The 24,772-nt window shown below is 71.9% G+C and carries 27 protein-coding genes; 13 read left to right on the forward strand and 14 right to left on the reverse strand.

Going from position 1 to position 24,772, the window contains the following annotated elements:
* Positions 1–30 precede the first annotated feature (30 nt).
* Positions 31–798 (forward strand): hypothetical protein, encoded by a 768-nt coding sequence (locus ABZY44_RS04960; protein WP_356650176.1) that lies wholly within the window; start codon positions 31–33, stop codon positions 796–798.
* Positions 799–807: 9 nt separating this feature from the next.
* Here the strand turns inward: ABZY44_RS04960 and ABZY44_RS04965 are convergent, their stop codons facing one another.
* Entirely contained in the window at positions 808–1,230 is a 423-nt protein-coding gene (locus tag ABZY44_RS04965; protein WP_356650177.1) for a MarR family transcriptional regulator, read from the reverse strand.
* Between the two features lie 93 nt (positions 1,231–1,323).
* Here ABZY44_RS04965 and ABZY44_RS04970 point away from each other — a divergent pair, with 93 nt between their 5' ends.
* From ABZY44_RS04970 to ABZY44_RS04980, 3 genes are all read left to right on the forward strand, one after another.
* Positions 1,324–2,346, forward strand: coding sequence for an NADP-dependent oxidoreductase (locus ABZY44_RS04970; protein WP_356650178.1), 1,023 nt, complete (start codon positions 1,324–1,326; stop codon positions 2,344–2,346).
* Between the two features lie 66 nt (positions 2,347–2,412).
* Complete coding sequence (locus ABZY44_RS04975) at positions 2,413–2,835, forward strand: organic hydroperoxide resistance protein (RefSeq protein WP_356650179.1); 423 nt, start codon at positions 2,413–2,415, stop codon at positions 2,833–2,835.
* 108 nt (positions 2,836–2,943) lie between these two features.
* The gene (locus tag ABZY44_RS04980) at positions 2,944–3,849 is read left to right on the forward strand and encodes an EI24 domain-containing protein (protein ID WP_356650180.1); all 906 of its coding nucleotides are present in this window, start codon (positions 2,944–2,946) and stop codon (positions 3,847–3,849) included.
* A gap of 321 nt (positions 3,850–4,170) precedes the next feature.
* Here the strand turns inward: ABZY44_RS04980 and ABZY44_RS04985 are convergent, their stop codons facing one another.
* Positions 4,171–5,076 (reverse strand): SGNH/GDSL hydrolase family protein, encoded by a 906-nt coding sequence (locus tag ABZY44_RS04985; protein WP_356650181.1) that lies wholly within the window; start codon positions 5,074–5,076, stop codon positions 4,171–4,173.
* A 250-nt stretch (positions 5,077–5,326) separates the two neighbouring features.
* Between ABZY44_RS04985 and ABZY44_RS04990 the strand changes: the two genes are divergently transcribed.
* Positions 5,327–5,821 (forward strand): DUF3145 domain-containing protein, encoded by a 495-nt coding sequence (locus ABZY44_RS04990; RefSeq protein ID WP_356650182.1) that lies wholly within the window; start codon positions 5,327–5,329, stop codon positions 5,819–5,821.
* Positions 5,822–5,895: 74 nt separating this feature from the next.
* Here ABZY44_RS04990 and ABZY44_RS04995 read toward each other — a convergent pair whose 3' ends face one another.
* The 5 genes from ABZY44_RS04995 to ABZY44_RS05015 all read right to left on the reverse strand — a co-directional run bounded on the left by ABZY44_RS04995 (position 5,896) and on the right by ABZY44_RS05015 (position 10,813).
* Positions 5,896–7,173 carry a beta-ketoacyl-[acyl-carrier-protein] synthase family protein gene (locus ABZY44_RS04995; RefSeq protein WP_356650183.1) on the reverse strand — a complete coding sequence of 426 codons (1,278 nt, stop codon included), beginning with the start codon at positions 7,171–7,173 and terminating at the stop codon, positions 5,896–5,898.
* Between the two features lie 79 nt (positions 7,174–7,252).
* Positions 7,253–7,501, reverse strand: a complete 249-nt coding sequence (locus ABZY44_RS05000; RefSeq protein ID WP_356650184.1) for an acyl carrier protein — start codon at positions 7,499–7,501, stop codon at positions 7,253–7,255.
* Between the two features lie 63 nt (positions 7,502–7,564).
* Positions 7,565–8,569, reverse strand: coding sequence for a ketoacyl-ACP synthase III (locus ABZY44_RS05005; RefSeq protein WP_356650186.1), 1,005 nt, complete (start codon positions 8,567–8,569; stop codon positions 7,565–7,567).
* 19 nt (positions 8,570–8,588) lie between these two features.
* Positions 8,589–9,506 carry an ACP S-malonyltransferase gene (locus tag ABZY44_RS05010; protein WP_356650187.1) on the reverse strand — a complete coding sequence of 306 codons (918 nt, stop codon included), beginning with the start codon at positions 9,504–9,506 and terminating at the stop codon, positions 8,589–8,591.
* An 89-nt stretch (positions 9,507–9,595) separates the two neighbouring features.
* Entirely contained in the window at positions 9,596–10,813 is a 1,218-nt protein-coding gene (locus ABZY44_RS05015; RefSeq protein ID WP_356650188.1) for a helix-turn-helix domain-containing protein, read from the reverse strand.
* Positions 10,814–10,919: 106 nt separating this feature from the next.
* Between ABZY44_RS05015 and ABZY44_RS05020 the strand changes: the two genes are divergently transcribed.
* Positions 10,920–11,633 carry a pirin family protein gene (locus ABZY44_RS05020; RefSeq protein WP_356650189.1) on the forward strand — a complete coding sequence of 238 codons (714 nt, stop codon included), beginning with the start codon at positions 10,920–10,922 and terminating at the stop codon, positions 11,631–11,633.
* Between the two features lie 57 nt (positions 11,634–11,690).
* Here the strand turns inward: ABZY44_RS05020 and ABZY44_RS05025 are convergent, their stop codons facing one another.
* Positions 11,691–12,131 (reverse strand): nuclear transport factor 2 family protein, encoded by a 441-nt coding sequence (locus ABZY44_RS05025; protein ID WP_356650190.1) that lies wholly within the window; start codon positions 12,129–12,131, stop codon positions 11,691–11,693.
* Between the two features lie 121 nt (positions 12,132–12,252).
* On the opposite strand from ABZY44_RS05025, the gene ABZY44_RS05030 reads away from it, so the two are divergent.
* Positions 12,253–12,825: a helix-turn-helix domain-containing protein gene (locus ABZY44_RS05030; protein ID WP_356650191.1), complete on the forward strand. Its 573-nt coding sequence runs from the start codon at positions 12,253–12,255 to the stop codon at positions 12,823–12,825.
* 94 nt (positions 12,826–12,919) lie between these two features.
* Here the strand turns inward: ABZY44_RS05030 and ABZY44_RS05035 are convergent, their stop codons facing one another.
* The gene (locus tag ABZY44_RS05035) at positions 12,920–13,747 is read right to left on the reverse strand and encodes a serine hydrolase domain-containing protein (protein WP_356650192.1); all 828 of its coding nucleotides are present in this window, start codon (positions 13,745–13,747) and stop codon (positions 12,920–12,922) included.
* 52 nt (positions 13,748–13,799) lie between these two features.
* On the opposite strand from ABZY44_RS05035, the gene ABZY44_RS05040 reads away from it, so the two are divergent.
* Positions 13,800–14,225, forward strand: a complete 426-nt coding sequence (locus tag ABZY44_RS05040; RefSeq protein WP_356650193.1) for a MerR family transcriptional regulator — start codon at positions 13,800–13,802, stop codon at positions 14,223–14,225.
* Positions 14,222–15,250 (forward strand): aldo/keto reductase, encoded by a 1,029-nt coding sequence (locus ABZY44_RS05045; RefSeq protein ID WP_356650194.1) that lies wholly within the window; start codon positions 14,222–14,224, stop codon positions 15,248–15,250. Before ABZY44_RS05040 ends, ABZY44_RS05045 begins: the two co-directional genes overlap by 4 nt.
* Positions 15,251–15,316: 66 nt before the next feature.
* Here ABZY44_RS05045 and ABZY44_RS05050 read toward each other — a convergent pair whose 3' ends face one another.
* From ABZY44_RS05050 to ABZY44_RS05060, 3 genes are all read right to left on the reverse strand, one after another.
* Positions 15,317–16,165, reverse strand: coding sequence for a DUF4429 domain-containing protein (locus ABZY44_RS05050; RefSeq protein ID WP_356650195.1), 849 nt, complete (start codon positions 16,163–16,165; stop codon positions 15,317–15,319).
* A 65-nt stretch (positions 16,166–16,230) separates the two neighbouring features.
* Entirely contained in the window at positions 16,231–17,370 is a 1,140-nt protein-coding gene (locus ABZY44_RS05055) for an alpha/beta hydrolase (RefSeq protein ID WP_356650219.1), read from the reverse strand.
* Between the two features lie 151 nt (positions 17,371–17,521).
* The gene (locus tag ABZY44_RS05060; protein WP_356650220.1) at positions 17,522–18,187 is read right to left on the reverse strand and encodes a TetR family transcriptional regulator; all 666 of its coding nucleotides are present in this window, start codon (positions 18,185–18,187) and stop codon (positions 17,522–17,524) included.
* A 369-nt stretch (positions 18,188–18,556) separates the two neighbouring features.
* Between ABZY44_RS05060 and ABZY44_RS05065 the strand changes: the two genes are divergently transcribed.
* Positions 18,557–18,979 carry a peptidase inhibitor family I36 protein gene (locus tag ABZY44_RS05065; RefSeq protein ID WP_356650196.1) on the forward strand — a complete coding sequence of 141 codons (423 nt, stop codon included), beginning with the start codon at positions 18,557–18,559 and terminating at the stop codon, positions 18,977–18,979.
* Here ABZY44_RS05065 and ABZY44_RS05070 read toward each other — a convergent pair.
* Together ABZY44_RS05070 and aceE are read right to left on the reverse strand one after the other, a co-directional pair.
* Positions 18,960–19,742 carry a potassium channel family protein gene (locus ABZY44_RS05070; RefSeq protein WP_356650197.1) on the reverse strand — a complete coding sequence of 261 codons (783 nt, stop codon included), beginning with the start codon at positions 19,740–19,742 and terminating at the stop codon, positions 18,960–18,962. The genes ABZY44_RS05065 and ABZY44_RS05070 overlap by 20 nt on opposite strands.
* Before the next feature lie 73 nt (positions 19,743–19,815).
* Positions 19,816–22,548: a pyruvate dehydrogenase (acetyl-transferring), homodimeric type gene (gene aceE / locus ABZY44_RS05075; protein WP_356650198.1), complete on the reverse strand. Its 2,733-nt coding sequence runs from the start codon at positions 22,546–22,548 to the stop codon at positions 19,816–19,818.
* A gap of 433 nt (positions 22,549–22,981) precedes the next feature.
* On the opposite strand from aceE, the gene ABZY44_RS05080 reads away from it, so the two are divergent.
* The 3 genes from ABZY44_RS05080 to ABZY44_RS05090 all read left to right on the forward strand — a co-directional run bounded on the left by ABZY44_RS05080 (position 22,982) and on the right by ABZY44_RS05090 (position 24,736).
* Positions 22,982–23,407, forward strand: coding sequence for a DUF3052 domain-containing protein (locus ABZY44_RS05080; protein ID WP_214957128.1), 426 nt, complete (start codon positions 22,982–22,984; stop codon positions 23,405–23,407).
* A 158-nt stretch (positions 23,408–23,565) separates the two neighbouring features.
* Complete coding sequence (locus ABZY44_RS05085; RefSeq protein ID WP_356650221.1) at positions 23,566–24,024, forward strand: peroxiredoxin; 459 nt, start codon at positions 23,566–23,568, stop codon at positions 24,022–24,024.
* Between the two features lie 136 nt (positions 24,025–24,160).
* A complete protein-coding gene (locus ABZY44_RS05090) occupies positions 24,161–24,736 on the forward strand; it encodes a TerD family protein (protein WP_031150730.1) in 576 nt (191 codons plus the stop codon).
* Positions 24,737–24,772: the final 36 nt, after the last annotated feature.

Raw genomic sequence — 24,772 nt, forward strand, 5'->3', positions numbered from 1 at the left:
TGCAGGTGAGCGCGTAGCCTGCGGGTCGCCATGGACTATTGCATCGCGTGTCACAGGCACCTCAACGGCGCGCTCGCGTGCGCCGGGTGCGGAACCCCGGCCGAGCACCTGATACCGGCCGCGCCTCCCCGGCCGGCCGCCGCCGCCCCCGCCGGGAGCGGTCCTGCCGCGCTCGCGGACGTGTACGCCGATTCGCTCGTCGTGCTGTCCGGAGCGGGGCGGCCGGGCCGGGCCGCCGAGCGGGGCCGGGCCGGTGCCCGTCGCCGCACCACGCACCGCAGGCGCCGGCGGACCGCCCTCACCATCGGGTTCGGGTTCCTGCTCGCCGTCGTGACGATGCTGGGGCTGGCCCGGCTGGGCATGGACGGGGAGCGCACCGACCGGGCGTCCACGGTGGTGCTGACCGACGACGCGGGTCCCGAGCAGCCGGCCCCGCTCCCGGGCCTGACGGACGCTCCCGCCGCACCGTCGGCCGTGCCCTCGGGCAAGGCCGCGACCGTTGCCGCCGGCTCCGCGAAGGCCACGGCCGGGGGGACCAAGCAGGCCGGGCCCGGCCGCACCGCCGGGGGGACCGGGGCGCCCGGACCCGCCGCGCCGGCCTCCCTCCCCGGAGGCGCGGGGCCGACACGGAGCGCCACCGGGACCGGAGGGGCCGTGCAGCCCACGCAGTCGGGTCCGGCCGCCCCGGGCTCCAGCGGCGCGGCGACCCCCGGCGGCGCCACGTCCACCGCGCCCGTCCCGAACCCGGGCCCTGTGAAGCCCCCGGCCTGCCCGTGGTGGAACCTGCTCTGCTGGTGAGCCGGGAGCTCAGCCCAGCATGCGCTTGAGCAGGTCCCGCAGGACCGCCCGCTCCGCGGTCGAGAGCCCGGCCAGCGGTTCGCGCGCGAAGTCCAGCGACTCGCGCAGCCGGTCCGCGGTCTGCAGGCCGTCCTCGGTGACCGCGGCCAGTTTCACCCGGCGGTCGGCCGGATCGGGGCGGCGCTCGACGAGCCCCCGGGTCTCCAGCCGGTCCACGATGCCGGTGACGTTCGACGGCTCGCACTTCAGCTTCTGCGCGATCTTCCGCATCGCCGTCGGCTCGAGGGAGAGCAGGTTCAGCACGCGGGCCTGGGCCCCCGTGAGCTGATGGGTGGCGGCCGCGTGCTCGTACTCCTCGTGGTAGCGGGCGACGACGGTGCCGATGAGCTCGACGACCTCGACGGTCAGGGGGTCTACGCGACGACTGGGCATGGATCCAGCGTACCCATTTACTTGACAACATGAAATATCCAGGCGCATGGTTGTTTCACGTTGTGAAGCATCTTCCCCCGTCAGGAGCGCCGCATGTCCGAGATCCCCGCCGTCAGCCGTGAGTGGCACCTCGTCCGCCGCCCGCAGGGCTGGCCCGTCGCCGAGGACTTCGCCCTGCGCGAGGCCCCCGTGAACGCCGAGCCCGCCGCCGGCCGGATTCTGGTGCGCAACCTCCACATGTCCGTGGACCCGTACATGCGCGGCCGGATGAACGACGCGAAGTCCTACGTACCGCCCTTCCAGCTCGACCAGCCCATGCAGGGCGGTGCGGTCGGCGAGATCGTCGCCTCCGCCGCCGAGGGCTTCGCGGTCGGGGACCACGTCCTGCACCCGCTCGGCTGGCGCGAGTACGCCGAGCTCGACGCCGCGCACGCCACCAAGGTCGACGCCTCGCTCGCCCCGCTCTCCGCCTACCTCGGCGTGCTCGGCATGCCGGGCCTGACCGCCTACGCCGGGCTCTTCGAGGTCGCCTCCTTCAAGGAGGGCGACTCCGTCTTCGTCTCCGGCGCGGCCGGCGCCGTGGGCAGCCTCGTCGGCCAGTTCGCGAAGATCAAGGGAGCCTCCCGTGTCATCGGCTCCGCCGGCTCCGGCGAGAAGGTGACGCTCCTCACGGAGAAGTACGGCTTCGACACCGCCTTCAACTACAAGGACGCCCCCGTCGCCGAGCAGCTGCCGAAGGCAGCCCCCGACGGTATCGACGTCTACTTCGACAACGTCGGCGGCGACCACCTCGAGGCGGCGCTCACCTCGCTGAACGCGTTCGGCCGCGCCACCCTGTGCGGGGCGATCGCGCACTACAACGACACCGAGGCCGCCCCCGGCCCGCGCAACCTGATGAACGTCATCGGCAAGCGCCTGCGCCTGCAGGGCATCCTGGTCAGCGACCACGCCGCACTCCAGCCGCAGTTCGTCCAGGACGTGGCCGGCTGGCTGCGCTCGGGTCAGCTCGTCGCCGACGAGACGGTGGTCGAGGGGGTGGAGAACGCGACCGAGGCCTTCCTCGGAATGCTGCGCGGCGAGAACACCGGAAAGATGATCGTTTCTTTCACCGGTTAGGCTCACTGCACACCGCCGTGACGCGTGGGCGCGAGTCGCGGCGATTCACCAGGAGGATTTCCTTACATGTCCATCCAGCAGTCCGATGTCGCGTACACCGCCGTTGCCACCGCCGAGAACGGCCGTGACGGCCGCGTCGCCACCAACGACGGCCGGCTCGACGTCGTCGTGAACCCGCCGAAGGCACTCGGCGGCAGCGGCGAGGGCACCAACCCCGAGCAGCTGTTCGCGGCCGGCTACAGCGCCTGCTTCCAGGGTGCGCTCGGCGTCGTCGCCCGCAACGAGAACGCCGACATCTCCGGCTCGACCGTGACCGCCGAGGTCGGCATCGGCAAGAACGACGACGGCTTCGGCATCATCGTCAAGATCTCGGCCGTCATCCCGAACGTGGACGCCGCCACCGCCAAGGACCTCCTCGAAAAGGCCCACCAGGTCTGCCCGTACTCCAAGGCGACCCGCGGCAACATCACCGTCGAGCTCGCGGTCTGATCCGAAGGACCGGATCCGGCGGCTCGTCCGCAGCACGACGGCGAAGGCCGCACCCCGGCACCGGGGTGCGGCCTTCGCCGTCCGCGGGACCCGTCCTAGACTGTCCCCATGCGTGATCTTGCGGGGGGATTCGGCTATCTGCTGGCCGGACAGCGATGGGTGCTGCGGCACGGCCGGTGGCTCGGCTTCGGACTCCTGCCGGGGCTCGTCTCCCTGGTGCTCTACGTCGGCGCCCTCATCGGCCTCGGCTACGGCGCCGACGACCTGACCGCCTGGGCGACCCCCTTCGCCGACGGCTGGTCCGCACCGTGGCTCGGGCTCTTCCGCGGCTTCCTGACCGCCCTGCTCTACGCCCTCGGGCTCTTCGCCGCGGTGATCACCTTCACCGCCGTGACCCTGCTCGTGGGCCAGCCGTTCTACGAGTCCCTCTCGGAGCAGGTCGACCGGAGCGAGGGCGGCGAGGTCCCCGAATCGGGCCTCACGCTCTGGCAGGAGCTGTGGATCTCCGCCCGGGACAGCCTGAAGATCCTCGGCAAGGTGCTGCTCTACGGGATCCTGCTCTTCGGCCTCGGCTTCGTCCCCGTGGTCGGGCAGACCGTGGTTCCGGCCGTCGGGTTCTGCGTCTCCGGCTACTTCCTGACCCAGGAACTCACCTCGGTCGCCCTGATGCGGCGCCGGGTGGGTCTCTCCGAGCAGCTGGTGCTGCTGCGCTCGCGCCGGATGCTGGCGCTCGGCTTCGGGGTGCCGCTGGTGCTGGCCTTCCTGGTGCCGTTCGTCGCCGTGTTCCTGATGCCCGGCGCGGTGGCCGGGGCGACGCTCATGGCCCGGGACCTGGTGGGCGCCGACGAGGACGCCGCCGAGGACGCCGGCCGGGACGCGGACGGGGACACGAACCCGGGTACGGGCCGGGGCAACGGCGCCGGCCCGTACGGGGGCGACAACCGCCGGGACCGGGGCCCGCGCGCGGGGGAGACCCCGGCCGGCAGCTTCGGCCCGCCTCCGGCCTCCTCGTAGCCCTGCGCCGCGCGGACCGCCCGGCGGGGCTCAGCCTTCGAGATCTGGGACGACACCGCCCGCGCCTGGCGCCGGATCGGCGGCCGCTACGAGGTCCGCGCGAGCCACTCGCACGGCGACACCCGGCTGACGGCGGCCCTCGAGCTGTAGTGGCCGGAAATCACCCCCTGGGGAAGTGATGCACGAGCCGGACCGGGGACGGGCCCGGACACCTGCCCCCGGTTCCGTGCACCCCGCGGCCGCCCGGCCCGCCACCGGCCGTCGCCCGCACCGTCCGCCGCGCCCGGCGCGGGCCCGCCGCGTGCCCGCGGCGCCCGGGCGTCAACGCGGCGGTTCGGCGGACGTCACCTGTCGGTGCGCCAGTTCCGCGAGCCGCGCCTGCCCGTCCTTGCCCGGGTGGAACCAGTCCCAGTGGCTCAACTGCTCCGCCGAGAACGGGTACTGGAAGACCGCGCCGCCGTCGTAGCGGCACAGCGGATCCTTGCCGCAGACCTCCCGCAGCACCTCGTTGTACTCGACCACGCGCGCCCGCACCTGTTCGCGCCGGGCCGTCGCCCCGGTGGCCGCCGAGACCGGATCGGCGAGCATCGACTGGCAGATGCCGAGCTTCCAGATCTGCCGCACCATCGGGTCGTCCTTGCCCTGCTGCCACAGTCGCTGCAGGTCGGGAACGCTGGAGACGTACACCTGGGAGGTGGGCGAGGCGGCCCGGAGGTCCGCGAGCGCCTTCTCGAAGCCGGCGCGGAAGTCGGCCGTGGGAGTCATCGAGGAAGCCGTCGGGCGGCAGGCGTCGTTCGAGCCCACCATCACCGTGACCAGGTCGGGCTTGTGCGCCGCCGCGGAAGCCAGCTGCCCCGGCAGGTCCGCCATCCGGGAGCCGGTCACCGCGTAGTTCCAGCTGCGCGCGGGGGCTTCGGCCTCCCCGAGCAACCGGGCGGCCAGCGAGTGGACCTGGGGGTCGTCGCCCGTGGCCCAGGAGGCCTCCGGGCAGTCGGCCAGCACCGAACAGGCGTCGAAACCACGGGTGATGGAGTCGCCCACGGCGGCGACCGAGGAGGGCGCGGTGTTCCAGCGCGGACCCGCCTGCGCCCCGCGCTCGCCCCCGGGCTTCGCCCCGTCGGCCGCACACCCGGCCAGCGAACCCGCCGCGGCGATCAGCAGGGCGGCCACCGCCCCCGCACCCGGATGCGTCCGACGCGCGCGGCGGCGTGGGGCGGTGGTGCGCATGCGGGAGGTCCCTCCTCGTCGCCCCCGCGGCCACCGGGGGCGTCCTGCTGAGTGAATGCTCTGTGCTGACGGGTTTAAGAGCGACCGTACGTCACACCATGACCCCCGGCGCACGGTAGCTTTTTCCCGTGGCGTTTCGGCCGCAAGTCCCGCAACGCAATGTCAATTAATTTCCGTTACATTACATCACGTCACATACTGTCCGTTTTCTGGAGTTTATTCCCGACCTCGTCCCACACTGGAGGTCCAGGTGACGACACGTGGAGTCCTGTACGTGCATTCCGCACCGCGTGCGCTGTGCCCGCACGTGGAATGGGCCGTTGCCGGCGTGCTCGGGGTGCGGGTGAACCTCGACTGGATCCGTCAGCCCGCCTCTCCCGGCACGTGGAGAGCCGAGTTCTCCTGGCAGGCCGAAGCGGGCACCGCCTCGAAGCTCGCCTCCGCCCTGAGGGGCTGGCACCTGATCCGCTTCGAGGTGACCGCGGAACCCTGCCCCACCGCAGAGGGAGAGCGCTACAGCTCCACCCCGCAGCTCGGCATCTTCCACGCGGTCACCGGGATGCACGGAGACATCCTGATCCCCGAGGACCGGCTGCGCGCCGCCCTCGCCCGGTCGACGCGCGGCGAGACCGATCTGGAGGCGGAGATCGCCAAGTTGCTCGGCAAACCCTGGGACGACGAGCTCGAACCCTTCCGCTACGCGGGCGAGGGCGCCCCGGTGCGCTGGCTCCACCAAGTGGTCTGAGAACGCCCGAGCGGTCCGCGCAGACGGAGAAGGCCCACCCGGACGCCGGGTGGGCCTTCTTCGCGGGGCGGGTGTCAGACGGTACGGAACGCCAGGGTGACGTTGTGGCCGCCGAAGCCGAACGAGTTGTTGATCGCGGAGATCGGGCCCTCGGCCGGGAGCTTGCGCGGCTCGCCGGTCACGATGTCGGCGTCGATGTCGTCGTCGATCTCGTCGAGGTTGACGGTCGGCGGGGCCAGGCGGTGGTACAGCGCCAGCACCGTCGCCACGGTCTCGATACCGCCCGCGCCACCCAGCAGGTGACCCGTCATCGACTTGGTCGCCGAGATCGCGATGTGGTCGAGGTCGTCGCCCAGGACCTTGCGGAGCGCCTTCAGCTCGGCCGTGTCACCCTGCGGGGTGGACGTGGCGTGCGCGTTCAGGTGGACCAGCTCGGCCGGGTCGAGACCCGTGTTGTCGAGCAGGTTCTGCACGGCGGCCGCGACGCCGCGGCCCGTGGGCTCCGGCTGCGCGATGTGGTGGCTGTCCGCGGACAGACCCTGGCCCAGCACCTCGCAGTAGACCCGGGCGCCGCGCGCGGCGGCGTGCTCGGCGGACTCCAGGACCACGACGCCGGCGCCCTCGCCGAGGACGAAGCCGTCACGGCCCTTGTCGTACGGGCGCGAGGCCTGCTCGGGGTGGTCGTTGTTCTTGGACATCGCCATCATGTTGGCGAACGCGGCGATCGGCAGCGGGTGGATCGCCGCCTCGGTGCCGCCCGCGACGACCACGTCGGCACGGCCGGTGCGGATCATCTCGACGGCGTAGCCGATGGCCTCCGCGCCGGAGGCGCAGGCGCTGACCGGAGTGTGCACGCCCGCGCGGGCGTTGACCTCCAGGCCGACGTTGGCCGACGGACCGTTGGGCATGAGCATGGGAACGGTGTGCGGGGAAACGCGGCGCACACCCTTCTCCTTCAGTACGTCGTACTGGTCGAGCAGGGTGGTCACGCCGCCGATGCCGGAGGCGATGACCGTGCCCAGGCGCTCGGGGGCGATCGAGGCACCCGTGGTGGTCTCCGCGCCCGCCGGGTCGGCGTAACCGGCGTCGGCCCACGCCTCGCGGGCCGCGATGACGGCGAACTGGGCCGAGCGGTCCAGCTTGCGGGCCAGCGGCCGGGGGAGGACCTCACTCGGGTCCACGGCGGCAGGGGCGGCGATACGAACCGGGAGTTCGGCGAAGCGCTCACCCTCGAGGGGCTTTACGCCGGAACGGCCGGCAAGCAGACCTTCCCAGGTCGAAGCGCTGTCGCCACCCAGCGGAGTGGTTGCGCCGATACCGGTGACGACCACGGTGCGATTGGTCGGGCTCACAGGAATTCTTTCTCCACGTCTCAGGGGGTGCTGAATTGTCACGGCGCCACCGCCAGGTGGCGACAAACGCTCGTCAGGCTTAGGCCTGGTGCTTCGCGATGTAGTCCGCGGCGTCGCCGACCGTCTTGAGGCCCTTGACGTCCTCGTCCGGGATCTTGACGTCGAAGCGCTCTTCGGCGGCGACGACGACCTCGACCATGGACAGCGAGTCGACGTCCAGGTCGTCGGTGAAGGACTTCTCGATCTGGACGTCCTCGGTCGGGATGCCGGCGATCTCGTTGACGATCTCGGCGAGACCGGCGACGATCTCTTCCTGGGTGGCGGCCATGTGGCGCTCCTTCTCTAGCTGACTAACGGGGTCGATCAGGCGTCGGGATGTGGATCCCGGGCCCTAGGGGAGGGTAACGACCGTCGCGGCGTAGACGAGTCCCGCCCCGAAGCCGATGACGAGCGCGGTGTCGCCGCTCTTCGCCGCTCCGGTCGCCAGGAGCCGCTCCATTGCGAGCGGGATCGAGGCGGCCGAGGTGTTGCCGGTGGTTTCGACGTCACGGGCGACCGTGACGTGCTCCGGCAGCTTCAGAGTCTTCACCATCGAGTCGATGATCCGCATGTTTGCCTGGTGCGGAATGAAGACGTCCAGGTCGTCCGCGGTGATCCCGGCTGCGTCGAGCGCCTGCTGGGCCACCTTGGCCATCTCGAAGACGGCCCAGCGGAAGACCGCCTGACCCTCCTGCGTGATGGCCGGGAACTTCTCGGCGCCGTCCGTGGTGCGGTACTCGTCCCACGGCACGGTCTGCTTGATGGTCTCGGACTTGTCGCCCTCCGAACCCCACACCGTGGGGCCGATGGCCGGCTCGTCCGAGGGGCCGACGACCACGGCACCCGCGCCGTCGCCGAACAGGAAGGCCGTCGCGCGGTCCTCGAGGTCGGTGAGGTCCGAGAGCCGCTCCACGCCGATGACGAGGACGTACTCGGCGGAACCTTCCACCACCAGGCCCTTGGCCAGGGTCAGACCGTAGCCGAACCCGGCGCAGCCGGCCGAGATGTCGAAGGCCGCGGGCTTGCCCGCACCGACGCGGTGCGCGATCTCGGTCGCGACCGCCGGCGTCTGCTTGAAGTGCGACACCGTCGAGACGATCACGGCGCCGATCTTCTCCGGTGCGATCCCGGCGGCGGCCAGTGCCTTGCCCGAGGCCTCCACGGACATCGCGGCGACGGTCTCCTGGGGCGAGGCCCAGTGCCGTGTCGCGATGCCGGAACGGGAACGGATCCACTCGTCGGACGAGTCGATGGTCTCGAGGATCACCTCGTTGGGCACCACGCGGACCGGGCGGTAGCCGCCGACCCCCAGGATGCGGGCGTACGGGGAGCCCTTGGCAGGCTTGATCTTCGACATGCTGTGTGGGCTCCTTCTCTCAGACCGCGTGCTCGGCGAGGAGCGCCGCGGCCTTTTCGAGATCGTCCGGGGTCTTGAGGGCCACGCTCGGTACGCCCTTCAGCGCGCGCTTGGCCAGACCCGTCAGGGTGCCACCGGGGGACAGCTCGACGATCCCCGTGACGCCCAGATCGGCGAACGTCTCCATGCACAGGTCCCAGCGGACCGGATTGGCCACCTGGCCGACCAGCCGGGCGACGACATCGGCGCCCGTGGTCACGACCTGACCATCCTTGTTCGAAACGTACTTCAACGCCGGGTCGACCGGGGCGAGGGCGCGAGCGGCCTCCTCCAGCCGGGCGACGGCCGGGGCCATGTGGTGCGTGTGGAAGGCGCCCGCGACCTTGAGGGCGACGACCTTCATGGAACCCTCGGGCTTGTCGGCCTCGAGAGCGGCGATCTGCTCCATCGTGCCGGCCGCGACGATCTGGCCCGCGCCGTTGATGTTCGCCGGAGTCAGACCCAGCTTCTCCAGGTGCGCCACGACGACGTCCGGCTCCCCGCCGAGGACGGCGGCCATACCGGTCGCGGTGACCGCGGCGGCCTCGGCCATGCCGAGCCCGCGGGTCCGTACGAACGACAGCGCGTCGGCGTCGGAGAGGACGCCGGCGTAAGCGGCCGCGGTGATCTCGCCGACGCTGTGGCCCGCGACGGCACCGAAGGCCGTACGGGACCCGAGCTCGGACGCGGCGAGCAGACCGGCCGCGACCAGCAGGGGCTGTGCAACGGCCGTGTCGCGGATCTCCTCCGCGTCGGCCTTCGTGCCGTAGTGGGCAAGGTCGAGCCCGATGGCGTCCGACCAGCCGGCGACGCGGTCAGCGGCGCCGGGCAGTTCGAGCCAGGGAGTCAGGAAGCCGGGCGTCTGTGCGCCTTGGCCGGGAGCGACGAGTACGAGCACCCTCACACTCTCTCTTGTGTTCGGTCCGCGCCGCCCGTGGGGACAGGGACGAAGAACCTTCGGCGTAATTGTTGATGTCCGACAAAAGTCTAGGACTGAGGATCGCCGTCGGCCAGACGCCCGAGGATCAGGGCGATTCTCAAAGTGAACGCGGAACGGACATCTGAGGGCGACCAGCCGGTGACGTCCGTCACACGTCGCAGCCGGTAGCGCACGGTGTTCGGGTGGACGAACAGCATCCGAGCTGCGCCTTCCAGGCTGCTCGCCTGCTCCAGATAGACGCTGAGGGTCTCCAGCAGGGCCGAACCCGCCTCTTCCAGCGGTCTGTAGATCTCCTCCACCAGCTGCTCGCGCGCCGCAGGGTCGGAGGCGATCGCCCGCTCGGGCAGGAGATCGTCCGCCAGCACCGGCCGGGGTGCGTCCTGCCAGGCGGTGCACGCCTTGAGCCCGGCCGCCGCCGCCTGTGCCGACTTCGTGGCGTTCAGCAGGTCCGGAACCACCGGGCCGGCCACCACGGCGCCGGCCGCGAACGGACCGATCAGCGACTTCGCCACCTGCATCGGATTGTCGCTGCCGCCCGCGATGACGACGAGCCGGTCCCCGAGCACCCCCGTGAGGACCTGGAGCTTGTGATGGCGGGCCGCGCGCCGGATAGCCTCCACCGTCAGTTCGCTGTCACCCTCCGGAGCGGTGCCCAGCACCACGCACACGTGTTCCGGGGAGTTCCAGCCGAGCGCCGCGGCCCGCGACAGCGCGCCCTCGTCGGCCTCCCCGGACAGCACCGCGTTGACCACGAGCGACTCCAGCCGGGCGTCCCAGGCCCCCCGCGCCTCGGCGGCCTGCGCGTACACCTGGGCGGTCGCGAAGGCGATCTCCCGGGCGTACACGAGCAGCGCCTCGCGCAGGATCGACTCGTCACCCGGCGCCGCGACCTCGTCGATCGCGGCCTCCATCACCTCGATGGTGGTGCGCACCATCTCGACGGTCTGACGCAGGGTGATCGCCCGCGTCAACTCGCGCGGAGCCGTCCCGAACACGTCGGTGGAGATGGCCTGCGGGGTCTCGGGGTGCCGGAACCACTCCGTGAACGCGGCGATGCCGGCCTGGGCGACCAGGCCGATCCAGGACCGGTTCTCCGGGGGCATCGCCCGGTACCACGACAGGGTCTCGTCCATGCGGGCGATCGCGTTCGCGGCGAGCCGTCCGGAGGACTTCTCCAGCCGGCGCAGCGTCGCGGAGTGCGGATGGGCGGAAGCCGGATGCGCGGGGTGGATCGCGGGGGAATGCTCACGTTCGGGTTGGGGCACGTGACAAGACTGCCTTATCGGGAACACTGCGCGGAGTCCGGTCTCCCCGGCGCCCCCGTCGGCCGCCTCGGGAGCGGGGGCCCGCCCGGGGACTACGGTGGCCTCCATGATTGATGTACGCCGAGGCGCCGACCGCTACGAGGGTGGGGACCCGGAGACCGGTGTCGCCACCCGGCACGCGTTCTCCTTCGGGTCGCACTACGACCCGGACAACCTGCGCTTCGGGGCGGTCGTGGCGTGCAACGAGGAGCGCCTGGCCCCCGGCGCGGGATTCGACGAGCACCCGCACAGCCACACGGAGATCGTGACCTGGGTGGTCGAGGGCGAGCTCACCCACCGCGACGGCGCGGGCGCCACCGCCCGGGTCCGGCCCGGGGACGTGCAGCACCTCGGGGCCGGATCGGGGGCCCGGCACGCGGAGCGCAACGAGGGCGCCGCCCCGCTGCGCTTCGTCCAGACCTGGCTCGCGCCGCTGGAGCCGGCCGGGGAACCCTCGTACGCACTGGTCAGGGGCATCGCCGACAGCACGCCCTATGCGGTGCCGGCGGCCGGAGCCGTCCTGCACGTCAGGCGTCCCGGCGCGGGCGAGCGGGTCGCCCTGCCGGCGGCCGAGCGCGTGTACCTGCACGTCGTACGGGGAGACCTGAGGCTGGACGGCAAGGGGGACGGCGCCGGCGCGGACGACGACGAGCTGGGCCCCGGGGACGCGGCGCGGATCACCGGCGAGCCCGACCTGGAGCTCGTCGCCGGATCCCCGTGCGAACTGCTGATCTGGGAACTTCCCCAGCCGGCCGACGACGGGAGCCGGGGGACGGCTTAGGCGGCCGGTCCCCAGGGGTGGCCGCGGGCAGGGCGCGGGCGATGCCGCTACGTGCCGCTACTGCTCGCCCAGCGCCGCCACCAGGTGCGGCAGGCCGCCTCCGGCCACGACGAGAGCCAGGTGATCGTGGAAATCCCTGCTGCTGACGATCAGGCCGTCACGGACCCGCAGCACCTGGATGTTGGCGGCCTTGAAGGTCCGCCCGGTCACACGGTGGTGCACCTGGTAGTCCCACTCGGCGACGACCACTTCGGGATCGTCGGTCTCCCGGACCACCACGTTCGCCGGAGTCAGCTCCACGGGCGAGCCCGCGGAGACGGCCGCGAACCGCTCCCTGAGCGCCGCCCTCCCCTCGATGCGGCGCGGCCCGACCGGCTCGAACACGGTCTCCACCACGGCGTCCTCGGCATAGAGCTCGGCCAGCTCCGAGAACCGGCCCGCGGTGATGCCGTCGAGCAGCTTCTGGAAGGCCTCGCGCGGTGACAGCGGTGCGGACATGATCGACTCCCGGCAGGGTGCGTCGCTAGAATCGGACTGGCGACTCCGGTTTCAAACGATACGGACTGGCGACTCCGGTTGTCTAGGGTGACTCCGCCGTCGGCGGGGAAAGGCGGGAGGCGTGGGCGGAGCCCCGGAACGACCGTTGCGGGCGGATGCGGCCCGTAACCGGGCCAGGCTGCTGGACGTCGCGACGGAGGTGTTCACCACCCGCGGCGTCGGCGTGCCGACCGAGGAGATCGCCCGGGCCGCCGGGGTCGGGGTCGGCACGCTCTTCCGGCACTTCCCGACCAAGGAGGCGCTGCTGGAGGCGGTGATGGTGCGCAGGCTGGAGACGATCGCGACCCGGACCGCGCGGCTGGCCGCCCGGGCCGAACCCGCCGAGGCCTTCTTCGCGTGTTTCCGCCTGGTGGTCGAACAGTCCTCGGGCAAGAGCGAGTTCACCCGGGCGCTCGCCGCGGCGGGTGTGGACGCGCACGCGTCCCTGCGGGAGTCCAGCGCGGTGATCCAGGCTCAACTGGCCGACCTGCTGACCGCCGCGCAGCGGGCCGGGGCGGTCCGCCCGGACCTGGGCCTGCCGGAGCTGGTCGCCCTGCTGGTCGGCACCGGCGCGATGACGGAGCACCTGGAGACCGACCCGTCGGCCCGGGAACGGATCTTCGCCGTGGTCTTCGACGGGCTGCGCCCGCGCTGAACGGACGAGATGTCGCCCGCCCCCGGCCGTGCGCGGCGCGGCGCGGGCCCGCTCGCCCGGTGCCGGGACCGGAACGGTCCACCGGGTTGCGGTACTAGCGGCCCTCGAGCTCGGAGAGGACCGCGTCGGTGAACGGGGGCCAGGCCTCCACGGCCCACGGGCCGAACGCCCGGTCCGTCAGGGCCACGCACGCGGCGCGCGCGTCCGGGTCCACCCACAGGAAGGTCCCCGCCTGCCCGAAGTGCCCGAAGGTGCGCGGCGAGGAGCCGGCGCCCGTCCAGTGCGGGGACTTGCCGTCGCGGATCTCCAGGCCGAGGCCCCAGTCGTTGGGGGACTGGTGGCCGTAGCCGGGCAGCACGCCCTTGAGCCCGGGGTGGACCACGGCGGTGGCCTCGGCCACCGTGCGGACGTCCAGCAGCCTCGGCTGCTGGAGCTCGGCGGCGAAGCGCACCAGGTCGGCGACGGTGGAGACGCCGTCCTTGGCCGGGGAGCCCTCCAGCTGGCTCGACGCCATGCCCAGCGGCTCGAACACGGCCTGGCGCAGGTACTCGGGGAAGGGGATGCCGGTGGCCTTCGCGATGTGGTCGCCGAGCTCCTCGAAGCCCGCGTTGGAGTACAGTCGGCGCTGTCCGGGCGGGGCCGTCGCACGGTGCTCGTCGAAGGCCAGGCCGCTGGTGTGCGCCAGCAGGTGACGCACGGTGGAACCCGCGGGCCCCGCGGGCTCGTCCAGCTCGATCGCGCCCTCCTCGTAGGCGACGAGGGCGGCGTACGCGGCGAGCGGCTTGGTGACGGAGGCCAGCGCGAAGCGGTGGTCCACCGGGCCGTGACTGCCGAGCACGGTCCCGTCGGCGCCGACCACGGCCGCGGCGGCGGTCGGGACCGGCCAGTTCTCGATGATGCGCAGACTCTGCAGGCTCTCCATGCGGCCGAGCGTACTTGCTTGGAGTGCACTCCAAGGTTTTAGCGTGGTCGCCATGAGCCTGACGCAGACGCGGTACACGATCAGCGAGGTCGAGGCACGGACCGGTCTGACCCAGCACACCCTGCGCTGGTACGAGCGGATCGGCCTCATGCCGCACGTGGACCGCTCCCACTCGGGACAGCGGCGCTTCAGCGACAAGGACCTCGACTGGCTGGCCTTCGTCGGCAAGCTGCGCACCACCGGAATGTCGGTGGCGGACATGGTCCGGTACGCCGAACTGGTGCGCGAGGGAGGGCACACCTCCCGCGAGCGGCGCGAACTGCTGGAGCGGACGCGCCGCGAGGTGCGGGCGCGCATCACGGAGCTGAACGATGCGCTCGCCGTGCTGGACTACAAGATCGACATCTATTCGATGGACACCGTTGCGATGAACGGCGTTGCGACGAGCCCCGTCGCGGAAGAGGCAGAGCGGACATGACCGAGAACACGGTGAAGATCGAGAAGGCCGAACTGGGCCGGGGCGGCCCGCTGGTGGGCGTCCAGGGCCTCGGCTGCATGGGCATGAGCGAGTTCTACGGGAACACGGACGAGGGGGTCGCCCGCCGGACCCTGGAGGCGGCGCTGGCCGCGGGAGTCACCCTCTTCGACACCGCGGACGCCTACGGGCGGGGCGCGAACGAGGAGTTCCTCGCACCGTTCGTCGCCGCGCACCGCGAGGAGATCACCCTCGCCACGAAGTTCGGCATCGTGCGCGGCGACGACGAGGCGTACCGGGGGATCGGCAACGACCGGGCGTACGTGCGGCGGGCCGTCGAGGGAAGCCTGCGCAGGCTCGGTACCGACGTGATCGACCTCTACTACATGCACCGGCGCGACCCGGCCGTGCCGCTCGCCGAATCGGTCGGCGCCATGGCGGAGCTGGTGCGCGAGGGCAAGGTGCGCCACCTCGGGCTCAGCGAGGTGACCGGAGCCGAGCTGCGCGAGGCGCACGCGGTGCACCCGATCGCGGCCCTCCAGTCGGAGTGGTCGCTGTTCAGCCGGGACGTGGAGCGCAGCGCGGTGGGCGCGGCGGCGGAGCTGGGCGTGGCCCTGGTGCCGTACTCCCCGCTCGGACGCGGTTTCCTGACCGGCGCGTTCGCGGACGCGACGGCCGAGCTGACGCCCGGGGACTACCGCCGCCACCAGCCCCGTTTCACGGGCGAGAACGCCAAGGCCAACGCGGCGCTGCTGGAGCCGGTGCGGGAGATCGCGGCGGCGCGCTCCGCCACGCCGGGCCAGATCGCGCTGGCGTGGGTGCACCAGCGGGCGCTGGTGCACGGGCTGACGGTGGTCCCGATCCCGGGCACGCGCAAGCCCGGCCGCCTCGCGGAGAACACGGCGGCGACCCGGATCACGCTGACGGACGCCGAGCTGGCGCTGCTGGAGCCCATCGCCGACCGGGTCGCGGGCGACCGCTACCCGGACATGAGCTCGACGGCGACCGCGCGCGAGGGCCGGCCGTAGCCGTAGCCGTAGCCGTAGCCGGACCGGGACCGGGGCCGGGGGAGGGGGCCGGGTGGGCGGCGTGCCTCAGGCTCCGGCCGTGAACCGGTCGCGCAGGGCCGCGTACTCCGCGTCCGTCAGCAGGCCGGCGCTGTGCAGCTCGCCCAGGTGCTGGAGCCGGTCGCCGGAGCGGGCCCGGGGGACCGCGGCGACCGGGGAGCGGTCGCGCAGGGCGGCGAGCAGCGCCGCCGCGAACGGCAGCGATTCGTGCACCGCCCCGTAGCCCGCGCCGAGCACCGCCGAGGCCAGGTCGTGGTCGGGGCGCGGATCGCCCGCGTGGCCGCGGGCGAGCAGGCGCAGATGGGCTCCCTGGCGGTCCGGGGAGTGCCATTCGACCCCCGTCAGGGCGGCCAGCGGATACCGCTGGTCGCCCGCCTTCCACTTGGCGCTCGTGGCTCCCGTACGGGACCAGCGGAAGGTCACCGCCGAGCCGTCGAAGACGAGCCGGGCGTCGTACGCCTTGAGCGTGAGCGGCGCCCGCGGCGACGCCGTCACCAGGAACCGCTCCGCCGGCTCCGCCGGGCTCCGGCCCAGCCGCTCCCGCACGGCGTCCGCGAAGGCCGCCGCCCGCACGGCCCGGTCGCCCGGCAGGACCAGCCGGTACGGATCGCACGCCTCCTTCAGCTGCCCCGCCGCGGCCTCCACCAGCGGATCCGCGCCGGGCCGCGCCTCGGCGCGCAGCACCACCGTGTCCCGCCGCCCCACGGTCAGGCTCACCCCCGACAACGCGTCGAGGGGGATCCGGCGCGCCCCGAGGGCGTGCCAGAGCCTGGGCGTTCGCATCCCCCGAGCGAAGCGGATGAGCATCGAGTCCGTGGTGCGGTCGAACTCCCAGACGGCATGGTTTCCGGCCAGTACGTCACCCATGCGGCACATGGTAAAGGGACGCACCCCCGTGCGTCCCCCCGTCGTGAAGCCCGTTTTCGGGCCGTCTACGCGTGTCAGGAACCGTCCGTGCCGGAAATTCCGCGTCGGCAGGCGTCGTCGCCCGTAGAACACACCGTGGAACCGAATGCGCCGGTTCCGATTTTGGCGAAGTTGTCCAAAGAGTCGGTCCCTGGCTCGAAGTAGCCGGTGTGGCTCTTGGCCCCGGCGGCCGACAGGACCCGTGCGCCGAAGTCCGGGGCGACCGGATCCGCGCCGTGGCCGAGGCCTCCGAGCTCCAGGTGCGGGACGTCGGCGATCCAGTCGCCGGAGTCCCGCGTGGCCCACACCCGCGCCGAGGTCCCCAGCTCGCCCACGTTCTCGGCGCGCATCCCGGGGCTGCCCGCCACCGCGATGTCCGTGACCCGGGACGGCAGTTCGTGCGCGGCGACCCCGCACACCACCGAGCCGTAGCTGTGGCAGAACAGTGCCACGCTGGCCCGGCCGGGCAGCGAGGAGGTCAGCGCGCGCAGCTTCTGCGCACCGTCCACGGCCATCCGGCCGGTCGCCGCGTCCATGCCGACCCCGGTCGGCGCGGTGTACCCGGCCCAGGCGATGACCGCCGTCCGGCTCGTGGGCGCGGCCGCCAGCTCCGCCTCGTACAGGGACTGCGCCATGCCGGCGGGGGCGGTGAGGCGGCGCTGGGTGCGCTCGAAGGTCAGCGCGTCCGTGTCGACGCCCGGGACGATCACCGAGACCCTGCGGGCCCCGTCGAGGTCGCCGAAGACCTCCGCGACGAGGCCGCCGCCGGTCGGGTCGAAGGTGAGGATCTGCCGGCCCGGCTCGGCGAGGGACTCGAAGCGGTGGGCGCGGCGGGAGGCCATGACGCGGTCGGAGGGGGCCAGCGTGACGTCGTGCGCGTCGGCCTCCTCGGCGCGGGCGGCCTGCTGCAGGGCGATCGCGTTGGCCCGGTAGCGAGTGGTGACCGGGACGCCCTCCAGGCTGCCGACCACGAGGGGGTACCCCTCGGCGAGCCGGGCGCGCTGGGCGCCGTCGAGGCCGGCGAAGAACCGTGCCACGGTCGGCGCGGGGGCGTCGGCGGCGGGCAGCGTCCGGCCCTCGAACAGGGTCTGCGACCAGGCGGCGAGGGCGGTCTGGCGCGCGGAGACGCCGTTCTCGGGCCGGTGCACGGCGGTCCAGCCGGTGGTCGCGAGCATCAGGAAGACCACCGCCAGCGCGAGCAGGATGCGCAGGGCGGCGGGACGCACGGGATCGACGGCGAGGGAATGGGGGGTGGCGGGGCCGGGCAGGTTCACTGAGTCCAGCCTATGAGACCGGCGCGGGCGCCGGCGTGCCGGGTGACCGGAGTCACCGCCGGACGGGGCCCCAGTCGGCGGCCAGCGCGGGGCCGATCTGGTCGAGGTAGGCCTCGGTCATCCGCCGGATGGCGGCCACGCTGGTGTCTTCGCCCTGCCCCCAGAGCCGTCCGGTGACCCTCATCACACCCGAGAAGGCGGCGACCGCCACCCGGGGCCGCGGATCCACGTCCACGTCCAGGCCCTCGCGCTCGGCGACCAGCCGGGCGATCCGCTCCTCCAGGTCGGTGGAGCGGCGCAGGTGCACGGCGAGCAGGGCCGGGGTGGACTCGATGAGCCGGTAGCTGCGCATGTAGAGGTCGACCGGGACCACCTCGGAGATGGCCTCGTCGACGGTGTCCCACGCGTCGAGCACCGCCGCGCGCATCGCCTCGAGGGGGCCCTCGGCGCCCGGCCGCAGGCTCAGCGCGGAGACGAAGTGCGATTCGACCAGGTCCTGGACGGCGAACGCGACCTCTTCCTTGTTGGCGAAGTACCGGAAGAAGGTGCGCTGCGAGACGTCCACGGCGTCGGTGATCTCGTCGACGGTGGTCTCCTCGTACCCCTGTGCGACGAAGAGGAGGAGGGCGGCGCGCAGCAGCGCGTCGCGGGTCCGGCGCTTCTTGCGCTCCCGCAGTCCGGCCGCCGGTGCGGACGGCGCGGGCCGTCGGTCGGTCATCACGGGCGGTCGGTCATCACGGGCGGTCGGGCTCCTCGTCCGTCGGCGGAGTGGGCGTAAGGCTACCCGTGACGGACCTGGCGACACGGTCCGGAGGTGCTCACGGGCGCCTCGCACGACACGTTCGTGTCGCGGTGAGCACCGCCCCCGCCCTCGGGGGCGCGGGCGCCACGCCCGCCCGGCACCGCCGCGCACGCGTCAACCCGCAGGCTCCGACAGCCCCGCCGGACGGTTCCGGCGGGGCTGTCGCCTATCCGGGTGGACCCGCCCCAGGCCCCTTCCGCCCGCCCGTCCCCGCAGGTCAGCGTGGTGTCGAGGGAGCTCCGGAAACGGTCCGGGGCCCTTTCGTCCACGAGGAGTTGACCCGTCATGCGTACGTGGAACACCATCCGCCCCGGGCGCGCCGCCGTCTCGGCCGCCGTCCTCGCCGCCACCCTGCTGTTCCCGGGAACCGCCGGTTCCGCCCACGCCGCGGGCCGGGGCGGTGGCCACGCCTCGGGGCCGCCGCCGCTGGGGGCCTGCGCCACCGGGCAGTTGTGCCTGTGGGCGAAGCCCGAGTTCAAGGGGACCCGCAGGACGCACGAGCTCAGCACCCTCGACATCAACAGCTGCACCGCCCTCCCCGCGGGGACCACGGCCCAGTCGGTCGCCAACCGCACCGGGCGCCCGGTCACCACCTACCAGTCGGCCGAGTGCGCCGAGACCGGAGAGTTCCAGACCTATCCGGGAGACGGGGTGTGGCTGCCGCAATCGCCCTATCAGGTGCGGGCGTTCAAGGTGTGGGAGCGCTGAGGGCCCCGGCCGCCGGAGCCGCCTCGGGTCCGGCGGCCTCCGCTCCGCCGAGGCGGGCCACCTCGGCGCGCAGCGCCCGTACCTCGGCGGCCAGCTCGCTGATCGCGGCCGTCTGGGCGCGCTCCACCTGGTCGTCGCGCTCGAAGCGGGAGATGAACCAGGCCGCGATGTTGGCGGTCACCACACCCAGCAGCGCGATGCCCGACAGCATCAGCCCCACCGCCAGCAGCCGGCCGAGCCCGGTCGTCGGGGAGTGGTCCCCGTACCCGACCGTCGTCATCGTCGTCACCGACCACCACAGGGCGTCCCCGAGGTTCTTGATGTTGCCGTCGGGCGCGTCCCGCTCCACGCTCAGCACGGCGAGCGAGCCGAACATCAGCAGCCCGACCACCGCGCCCGCGACATAGGTGGTCAGCCGGATCTGCGGGGCCATCCGGGCCCGCCGGCCCACCAGCATCAGGGTGGAGACCACGCGCAGCAGCCGGAGCGGCTGGATCATCGGCAGCAGGACCGCCGCCAGGTCCAGCCAGTGCGTCCGGACGAACGCCCTCTTCGACCGGGACAGGCCCAGCCGCATCAGGTAGTCGACGGCGAAGGCCCCCCACACCACCCACTCGGCGTGCGTGCAGGCGCGGTGCACCCCCGCGCTCGCGTCGGGGGCGACGATGGGCACGGCGTAGGCGACGGCGAATCCGAGGGCGAGCACCAGCAGAGGCGTCTGCGTCCGGCGCTCCCACCGCGTCTGGCGGGAGTGTTCCTTCATGGGGGCATAGTAAGGAACGCGTAAGGGGCGCCGGGGACCCGAGGGTCCCCGGCGCCCCTCACGGGAGTGTCGCTCAGGCGTCGCCGCCCGCCGGGCCCGGGTCCGCCGCCGCGACGTCCAGCAGCTGGTACCGGTCGACGGCCTGCTTCAGCACCGAACGGTCGATCTTGCCCTCCTTGGCCAGCTCGGTCAGCACCGCGAGGACCACCGACTGCGGGTCGATGTGGAAGAACCGGCGGGCCGCGCCGCGCGTGTCCGCGAAGCCGAAGCCGTCCGCGCCCAGCGAGGTGTACGGGCCGGGAACCCAGCGCGAGATCTGGTCGGGGACCGCCCGCATCCAGTCCGAGACCGCCACGAACGGACCCTCGGCGCCGGACAGCTTGCGCGTCACGTACGGGACGCGCTGCTCCTCCTCCGGGTGCAGCAGGTTGTGCCGCTCCACGTCGACGGCCTCGCGGCGCAGCTCGTTCCAGGAGGTCGCCGACCAGACGTCCGCCCGGACGTTCCACTCGGCGGCCAGGATCCGCTGCGCCTCCAGCGCCCACGGAACCGCCACGCCGGAGGCCATGATCTGCGCCCCGATGCTGCCGATGGCGCCGGCCGAGACCCGGTGGATGCCCTTGAGGATGCCGTCCACGTCCACGTCCGCCGGCTCGGCGGGATGCTGGATCGGCTCGTTGTAGACCGTCAGGTAGTAGAAGACGTCCTCGGCGTCCGGGCCGTACATGCGCCGCAGGCCGTCCTTGACGATGTGCGCGATCTCGTACCCGTACGCCGGGTCGTAGGCCACGCAGCCCGGGTTGGTGGACGCCAGCAGCTGGGAGTGACCGTCCGCGTGCTGCAGGCCCTCACCCGTCAGGGTGGTCCGGCCGGCGGTCGCGCCGAGGACGAAACCGCGCGCCAGCTGGTCGGCCATCTGCCAGAACTGGTCACCCGTACGCTGGAAACCGAACATCGAGTAGAAGACGTAGACCGGGATCAGCGGCTCGCCGTGCGTGGCGTACGCCGAACCGGCGGCGATCAGCGAGGCCGTGCAGCCCGCCTCCGAGATGCCGTCGTGCAGCATCTGGCCGGTCGGGGACTCCTTGTACGCGAGCAGCAGGTCGCGGTCGACCGACTCGTACTGCTGTCCCAGCGGGTTGTAGATCTTGGCGCTCGGGAAGAACGCGTCCATGCCGAAGGTGCGGTACTCGTCGGGCGCGATCAGCACGAAGCGGCGGCCGATCTCCTTGTCCCGCATGAGGTCCTTCAGGATGCGGACGAAGGCCATCGTCGTGGCGATCGACTGCTGACCCGAGCCCTTCTTGGCGGCCGCGTACGTCGCGTCGCCCGGCAGCTGCAGCGGCTTCGCGCGCACCACGCGGGTCGGCACGTAGCCGCCCAGCGCACTGCGGCGGTCGTGCATGTACTGGATCTCGGGGGAGTTGCGGCCCGGGTGGTAGTACGGCGGGGCGCCGCCCTCCAGCTGGGCGTCCGTGAGCGGGATGTGCAGCCGGTCGCGGAAGCGCTTGAGGTCGTCGGCCGTCAGCTTCTTCATCTGGTGGGTCGCGTTGCGGCCCTCGAAGTTCGGGCCCAGGGTCCAGCCCTTGACCGTCTGCGCCAGGATCACCGTCGGCTGGCCCTTGTGGGCCTTGGCCGCCGCGTACGCCGCGTAGACCTTCTTGTGGTCGTGACCGCCGCGGCCCAGGTGCTGGATCTGCTGGTCGGACATGTTCTCGACCATCGCGCGCAGCCGCTGGTCGCCGCCGAAGAAGTGGTCGCGGATGTACGCGCCGGACTCGGTGGCGTACGTCTGGAACTGCCCGTCGGGGGTCGAGTTCAGCTTGTTGACCAGGATGCCGTCGCGGTCCTGGGCCAGCAGCGGGTCCCAGGAGCGGTCCCAGATCAGCTTGATGACGTTCCAGCCGGCGCCTCGGAACTGCGATTCCAGCTCCTGCATGATCTTGCCGTTGCCGCGTACCGGGCCGTCGAGGCGCTGCAGGTTGCAGTTGACGACGAAGGTCAGGTTGTCCAGGCCCTCGCGGGCCGCGATGGACAGCTGGCCGAGCGACTCCGGCTCGTCCATCTCGCCGTCGCCGAGGTACGCCCAAACGTGGGACTTGGAAGTGTCCGCGATCCCGCGCGCCTCCATGTACCGGTTCATCCGGGCCTGGTAGATCGCGCCGAGGGGGCCGAGGCCCATCGAGACGGTCGGGAACTCCCAGAAGTCCGGCATCAGCCGCGGGTGCGGGTAGCTGGACAGGCCGTACGGGGCCTTGGACTTCTCCTGGCGGAACGCGTCGAGCTGCTGCTCGGAGAGCCGGTCCAGGAGGTAGGCGCGGGCGTAGATGCCGGGGGAGGCGTGGCCCTGGAAGAAGATCTGGTCGCCGCCGTCGCCCTCGTCCTTGCCCCGGAAGAAGTGGTTGAAGCCCACGTCGTAGAGGGAGGCGGAGGAGGCGAACGTGGCGATGTGGCCGCCGACGCCGATCCCGGGACGCTGGGCGCGGGAGACCATGACGGCCGCGTTCCAACGGGTGGCGTTGAGGACCTTGCGCTCGATCTCCTCGTTGCCGGGGAAGAAGGGCTCGTCCTTGGTGGCGATGGTGTTGACGTAGTCGGTGGAGCGCATCTCGGGCACGGCCACGCGCTTCTCGCGGGCGCGCTCGATCAGGCGCAGCATCAGGTAGCGGGCGCGCTCACGGCCCCGCTCGTCGACGGCGGCGTCAAGGGAGTCGAGCCACTCCTGCGTCTCTTCCGGATCGAAGTCCGGGACCTGGCTCGGCAGGCCGCCAATGATGATCGGATTGCGATCGGATGCGGAAGCCACGCTGTTCCTTCGCTGTCGGGGGAGTCGTGCCTGGGGTCTCGCCGCCTCCCATGGTCTTACGCTCGGCGGAAATCGTCACCTTTACCACTCGGTAATCCCTGGAGCCGGTGGGACGGCGCGCGGTGATGACGGAGATCGGCCAAACCGCAACCCTACGCCCCAGTCGATCAACGCTTCGCAAGGCCGTTCGTCCCTCAAACAGGTAGGAAAGTCCCGAGGCGATGCCGAATGAGGTGGAATGGTGTGGGATGAATCACGAGAGGTACATACACAGGGGCTGAAAGTTGCGGCGAGACGGCCGCAATCGTCACCGTTTCGACGGTCTCGGCGGCCGGGTACTTGCGCGATCCGCCGCGCCCGTGTGGACTACGCCCAATGCTGCGCGTACGCGCGCTGCCGAAGACATTCACCGAACATGAGCAGGAGGCACCCCGTGAGCGCGACCGCGGACCACGCGGAGAACCTGGCCGCCAGGCTGGGTTTCCAGTCCGAACAGGTGGTCCAGGAGATCGGCTACGACGACGATGTCGATCAGGAATTCCGTGATGCCGTAGAGGGTCACGTCACCGAACTCGTCGACGAGGACTACGACGATGTCGCAGACGCGGTACTGCTGTGGTTCCGGGAGGACGACGGCGACCTGACGGACGCCCTGGTCGACGCGACCGAGCTGGTCGAGGACGGCGCACTGATCCTGCTGGTGACTCCCAAGACCGGCAAGGACGGTTTCGTCGAGGCCAGCGACATCAGCGAGGCCGCCGAGACCGCAGGCCTCTCTCTGGCCAAGGGACTCCCCGTTGGCAAGGAGTGGACCGCCACCAAGCTGGCGACCCCGAAGACGGCCAAGTCCAAGCGCTGAGCCGCGCCCCCGCAGTCCCGAGCGGACCCACGCACCCCGCCTACCGGAATTCGTCCCGGTCGGCGGGGTGTGTGCGTTCGGCGGCGGACCGGCGCCGAGGCATAGGCTGGCCACCCGAACGGCCCAACGCAGGATGAAGGAACGAAGGGATGCGACAGATGGCGATCGAGGTCGGCAGCAAGGCCCCGGACTTCGAGCTCAAGGACAACCACGGTGCCACCGTGCGGCTCTCCGACTTCCGGGGGGAGAAGGCCGTCGTGCTGCTCTTCTACCCGTTCGCCTTCACCGGCGTCTGCACCGGGGAGCTGTGCGAGCTGCGCGACCAGCTGCCCCGGTTCCAGAACGACGACGTGCAGCTCCTCGCCGTCTCCAACGACTCCGTGCCCACCCTGCGCGTCTTCGGCGAGCAGGAGGGCCTCGAGTACCCGCTGCTGTCGGACTTCTGGCCGCACGGGGAGACCTCCCGCGCCTACGAGGTCTTCGACGAGGAGAAGGGCTGCGCGGTCCGCGGCACCTTCGTGATCGACCGGGACGGCATCGTGCGCTGGAGCGTCGTCAACGGACTGCCCGACGCGCGTGACCTGAACGAGTACATCAAGGCGCTCGACAGTCTCTGAGCGCGAGGCGCGGGCTCGTCGGCGCGCTCGTCCGAATAACCCCGTACAGGCGGGAACCCGTCACTAGGATCGACACGTTGATCCTGAGAAATCGCACGACGGGGCACCGCCCCACACAAAACCTTATGGAGGACCCGTGGGAGTCAGCCTCAGCAAGGGCGGCAACGTCTCGCTGACCAAGGCCGCGCCGAACCTGACGGCGGTCATCGTCGGTCTGGGCTGGGACGCTCGCACCACCACCGGTGTCGATTTCGACCTCGACGCCAGCGCGATCCTGACCAACGACCAGGGCAAGGTCGCCAGCGACGCGAACTTCGTGTTCTTCAACAACCTGAAGAGCCCGGACGGCTCGGTCGAGCACACCGGCGACAACACCACCGGTGAGGGCGAAGGCGACGACGAGGCCATCAAGGTCAACCTCGCGGGCGTCCCGGCCGACGTGTCCAAGATCGTCTTCCCGGTCTCGATCTACGAGGCCGAGAGCCGCCAGCAGAGCTTCGGCCAGGTCCGCAACGCGTACATCCGCGTCGTGAACCAGGCCGACAACACCGAGCTCGCCCGCTACGACCTCTCCGAGGACGCCTCGACGGAGACCGCCATGGTCTTCGGCGAGCTCTACCGCAACGGCGCCGAGTGGAAGTTCCGCGCCATCGGTCAGGGATACGCCTCGGGCCTGCGCGGCATCGCGCAGGACTTCGGCGTCAACGTCTGAGCAGACGCGCCGGCCGATCCGTCGGACCAGCCAGTT

This window comes from Streptomyces sp. NPDC006544 (assembly GCF_040611715.1).
Taxonomy (GTDB): Bacteria; Actinomycetota; Actinomycetes; order Streptomycetales; family Streptomycetaceae; genus Streptomyces.

Excerpts from the sequence above, each read along its gene's own strand:
- ABZY44_RS04960 (WP_356650176.1), top strand. The coding sequence starts at position 31 with ATGGACTATTGCATCGCGTGTCACAGGCACCTCAACGGCGCGCTCGCG.
- ABZY44_RS04965 (WP_356650177.1), bottom strand. The coding sequence starts at position 1,230 with ATGCCCAGTCGTCGCGTAGACCCCCTGACCGTCGAGGTCGTCGAGCTC.
- ABZY44_RS04970 (WP_356650178.1), top strand. The coding sequence starts at position 1,324 with ATGTCCGAGATCCCCGCCGTCAGCCGTGAGTGGCACCTCGTCCGCCGC.
- ABZY44_RS04975 (WP_356650179.1), top strand. The coding sequence starts at position 2,413 with ATGTCCATCCAGCAGTCCGATGTCGCGTACACCGCCGTTGCCACCGCC.
- ABZY44_RS04980 (WP_356650180.1), top strand. The coding sequence starts at position 2,944 with ATGCGTGATCTTGCGGGGGGATTCGGCTATCTGCTGGCCGGACAGCGA.
- ABZY44_RS04985 (WP_356650181.1), bottom strand. The coding sequence starts at position 5,076 with ATGCGCACCACCGCCCCACGCCGCCGCGCGCGTCGGACGCATCCGGGT.
- ABZY44_RS05000 (WP_356650184.1), bottom strand. The coding sequence starts at position 7,501 with ATGGCCGCCACCCAGGAAGAGATCGTCGCCGGTCTCGCCGAGATCGTC.
- ABZY44_RS05005 (WP_356650186.1), bottom strand. The coding sequence starts at position 8,569 with ATGTCGAAGATCAAGCCTGCCAAGGGCTCCCCGTACGCCCGCATCCTG.
- ABZY44_RS05020 (WP_356650189.1), top strand. The coding sequence starts at position 10,920 with ATGATTGATGTACGCCGAGGCGCCGACCGCTACGAGGGTGGGGACCCG.
- ABZY44_RS05025 (WP_356650190.1), bottom strand. The coding sequence starts at position 12,131 with ATGTCCGCACCGCTGTCACCGCGCGAGGCCTTCCAGAAGCTGCTCGAC.
- ABZY44_RS05035 (WP_356650192.1), bottom strand. The coding sequence starts at position 13,747 with ATGGAGAGCCTGCAGAGTCTGCGCATCATCGAGAACTGGCCGGTCCCG.
- ABZY44_RS05040 (WP_356650193.1), top strand. The coding sequence starts at position 13,800 with ATGAGCCTGACGCAGACGCGGTACACGATCAGCGAGGTCGAGGCACGG.
- ABZY44_RS05045 (WP_356650194.1), top strand. The coding sequence starts at position 14,222 with ATGACCGAGAACACGGTGAAGATCGAGAAGGCCGAACTGGGCCGGGGC.
- ABZY44_RS05050 (WP_356650195.1), bottom strand. The coding sequence starts at position 16,165 with ATGTGCCGCATGGGTGACGTACTGGCCGGAAACCATGCCGTCTGGGAG.
- ABZY44_RS05055 (WP_356650219.1), bottom strand. The coding sequence starts at position 17,370 with ATGCTCGCGACCACCGGCTGGACCGCCGTGCACCGGCCCGAGAACGGC.
- ABZY44_RS05060 (WP_356650220.1), bottom strand. The coding sequence starts at position 18,187 with ATGACCGACCGACGGCCCGCGCCGTCCGCACCGGCGGCCGGACTGCGG.
- ABZY44_RS05065 (WP_356650196.1), top strand. The coding sequence starts at position 18,557 with ATGCGTACGTGGAACACCATCCGCCCCGGGCGCGCCGCCGTCTCGGCC.
- ABZY44_RS05070 (WP_356650197.1), bottom strand. The coding sequence starts at position 19,742 with ATGAAGGAACACTCCCGCCAGACGCGGTGGGAGCGCCGGACGCAGACG.
- ABZY44_RS05085 (WP_356650221.1), top strand. The coding sequence starts at position 23,566 with ATGGCGATCGAGGTCGGCAGCAAGGCCCCGGACTTCGAGCTCAAGGAC.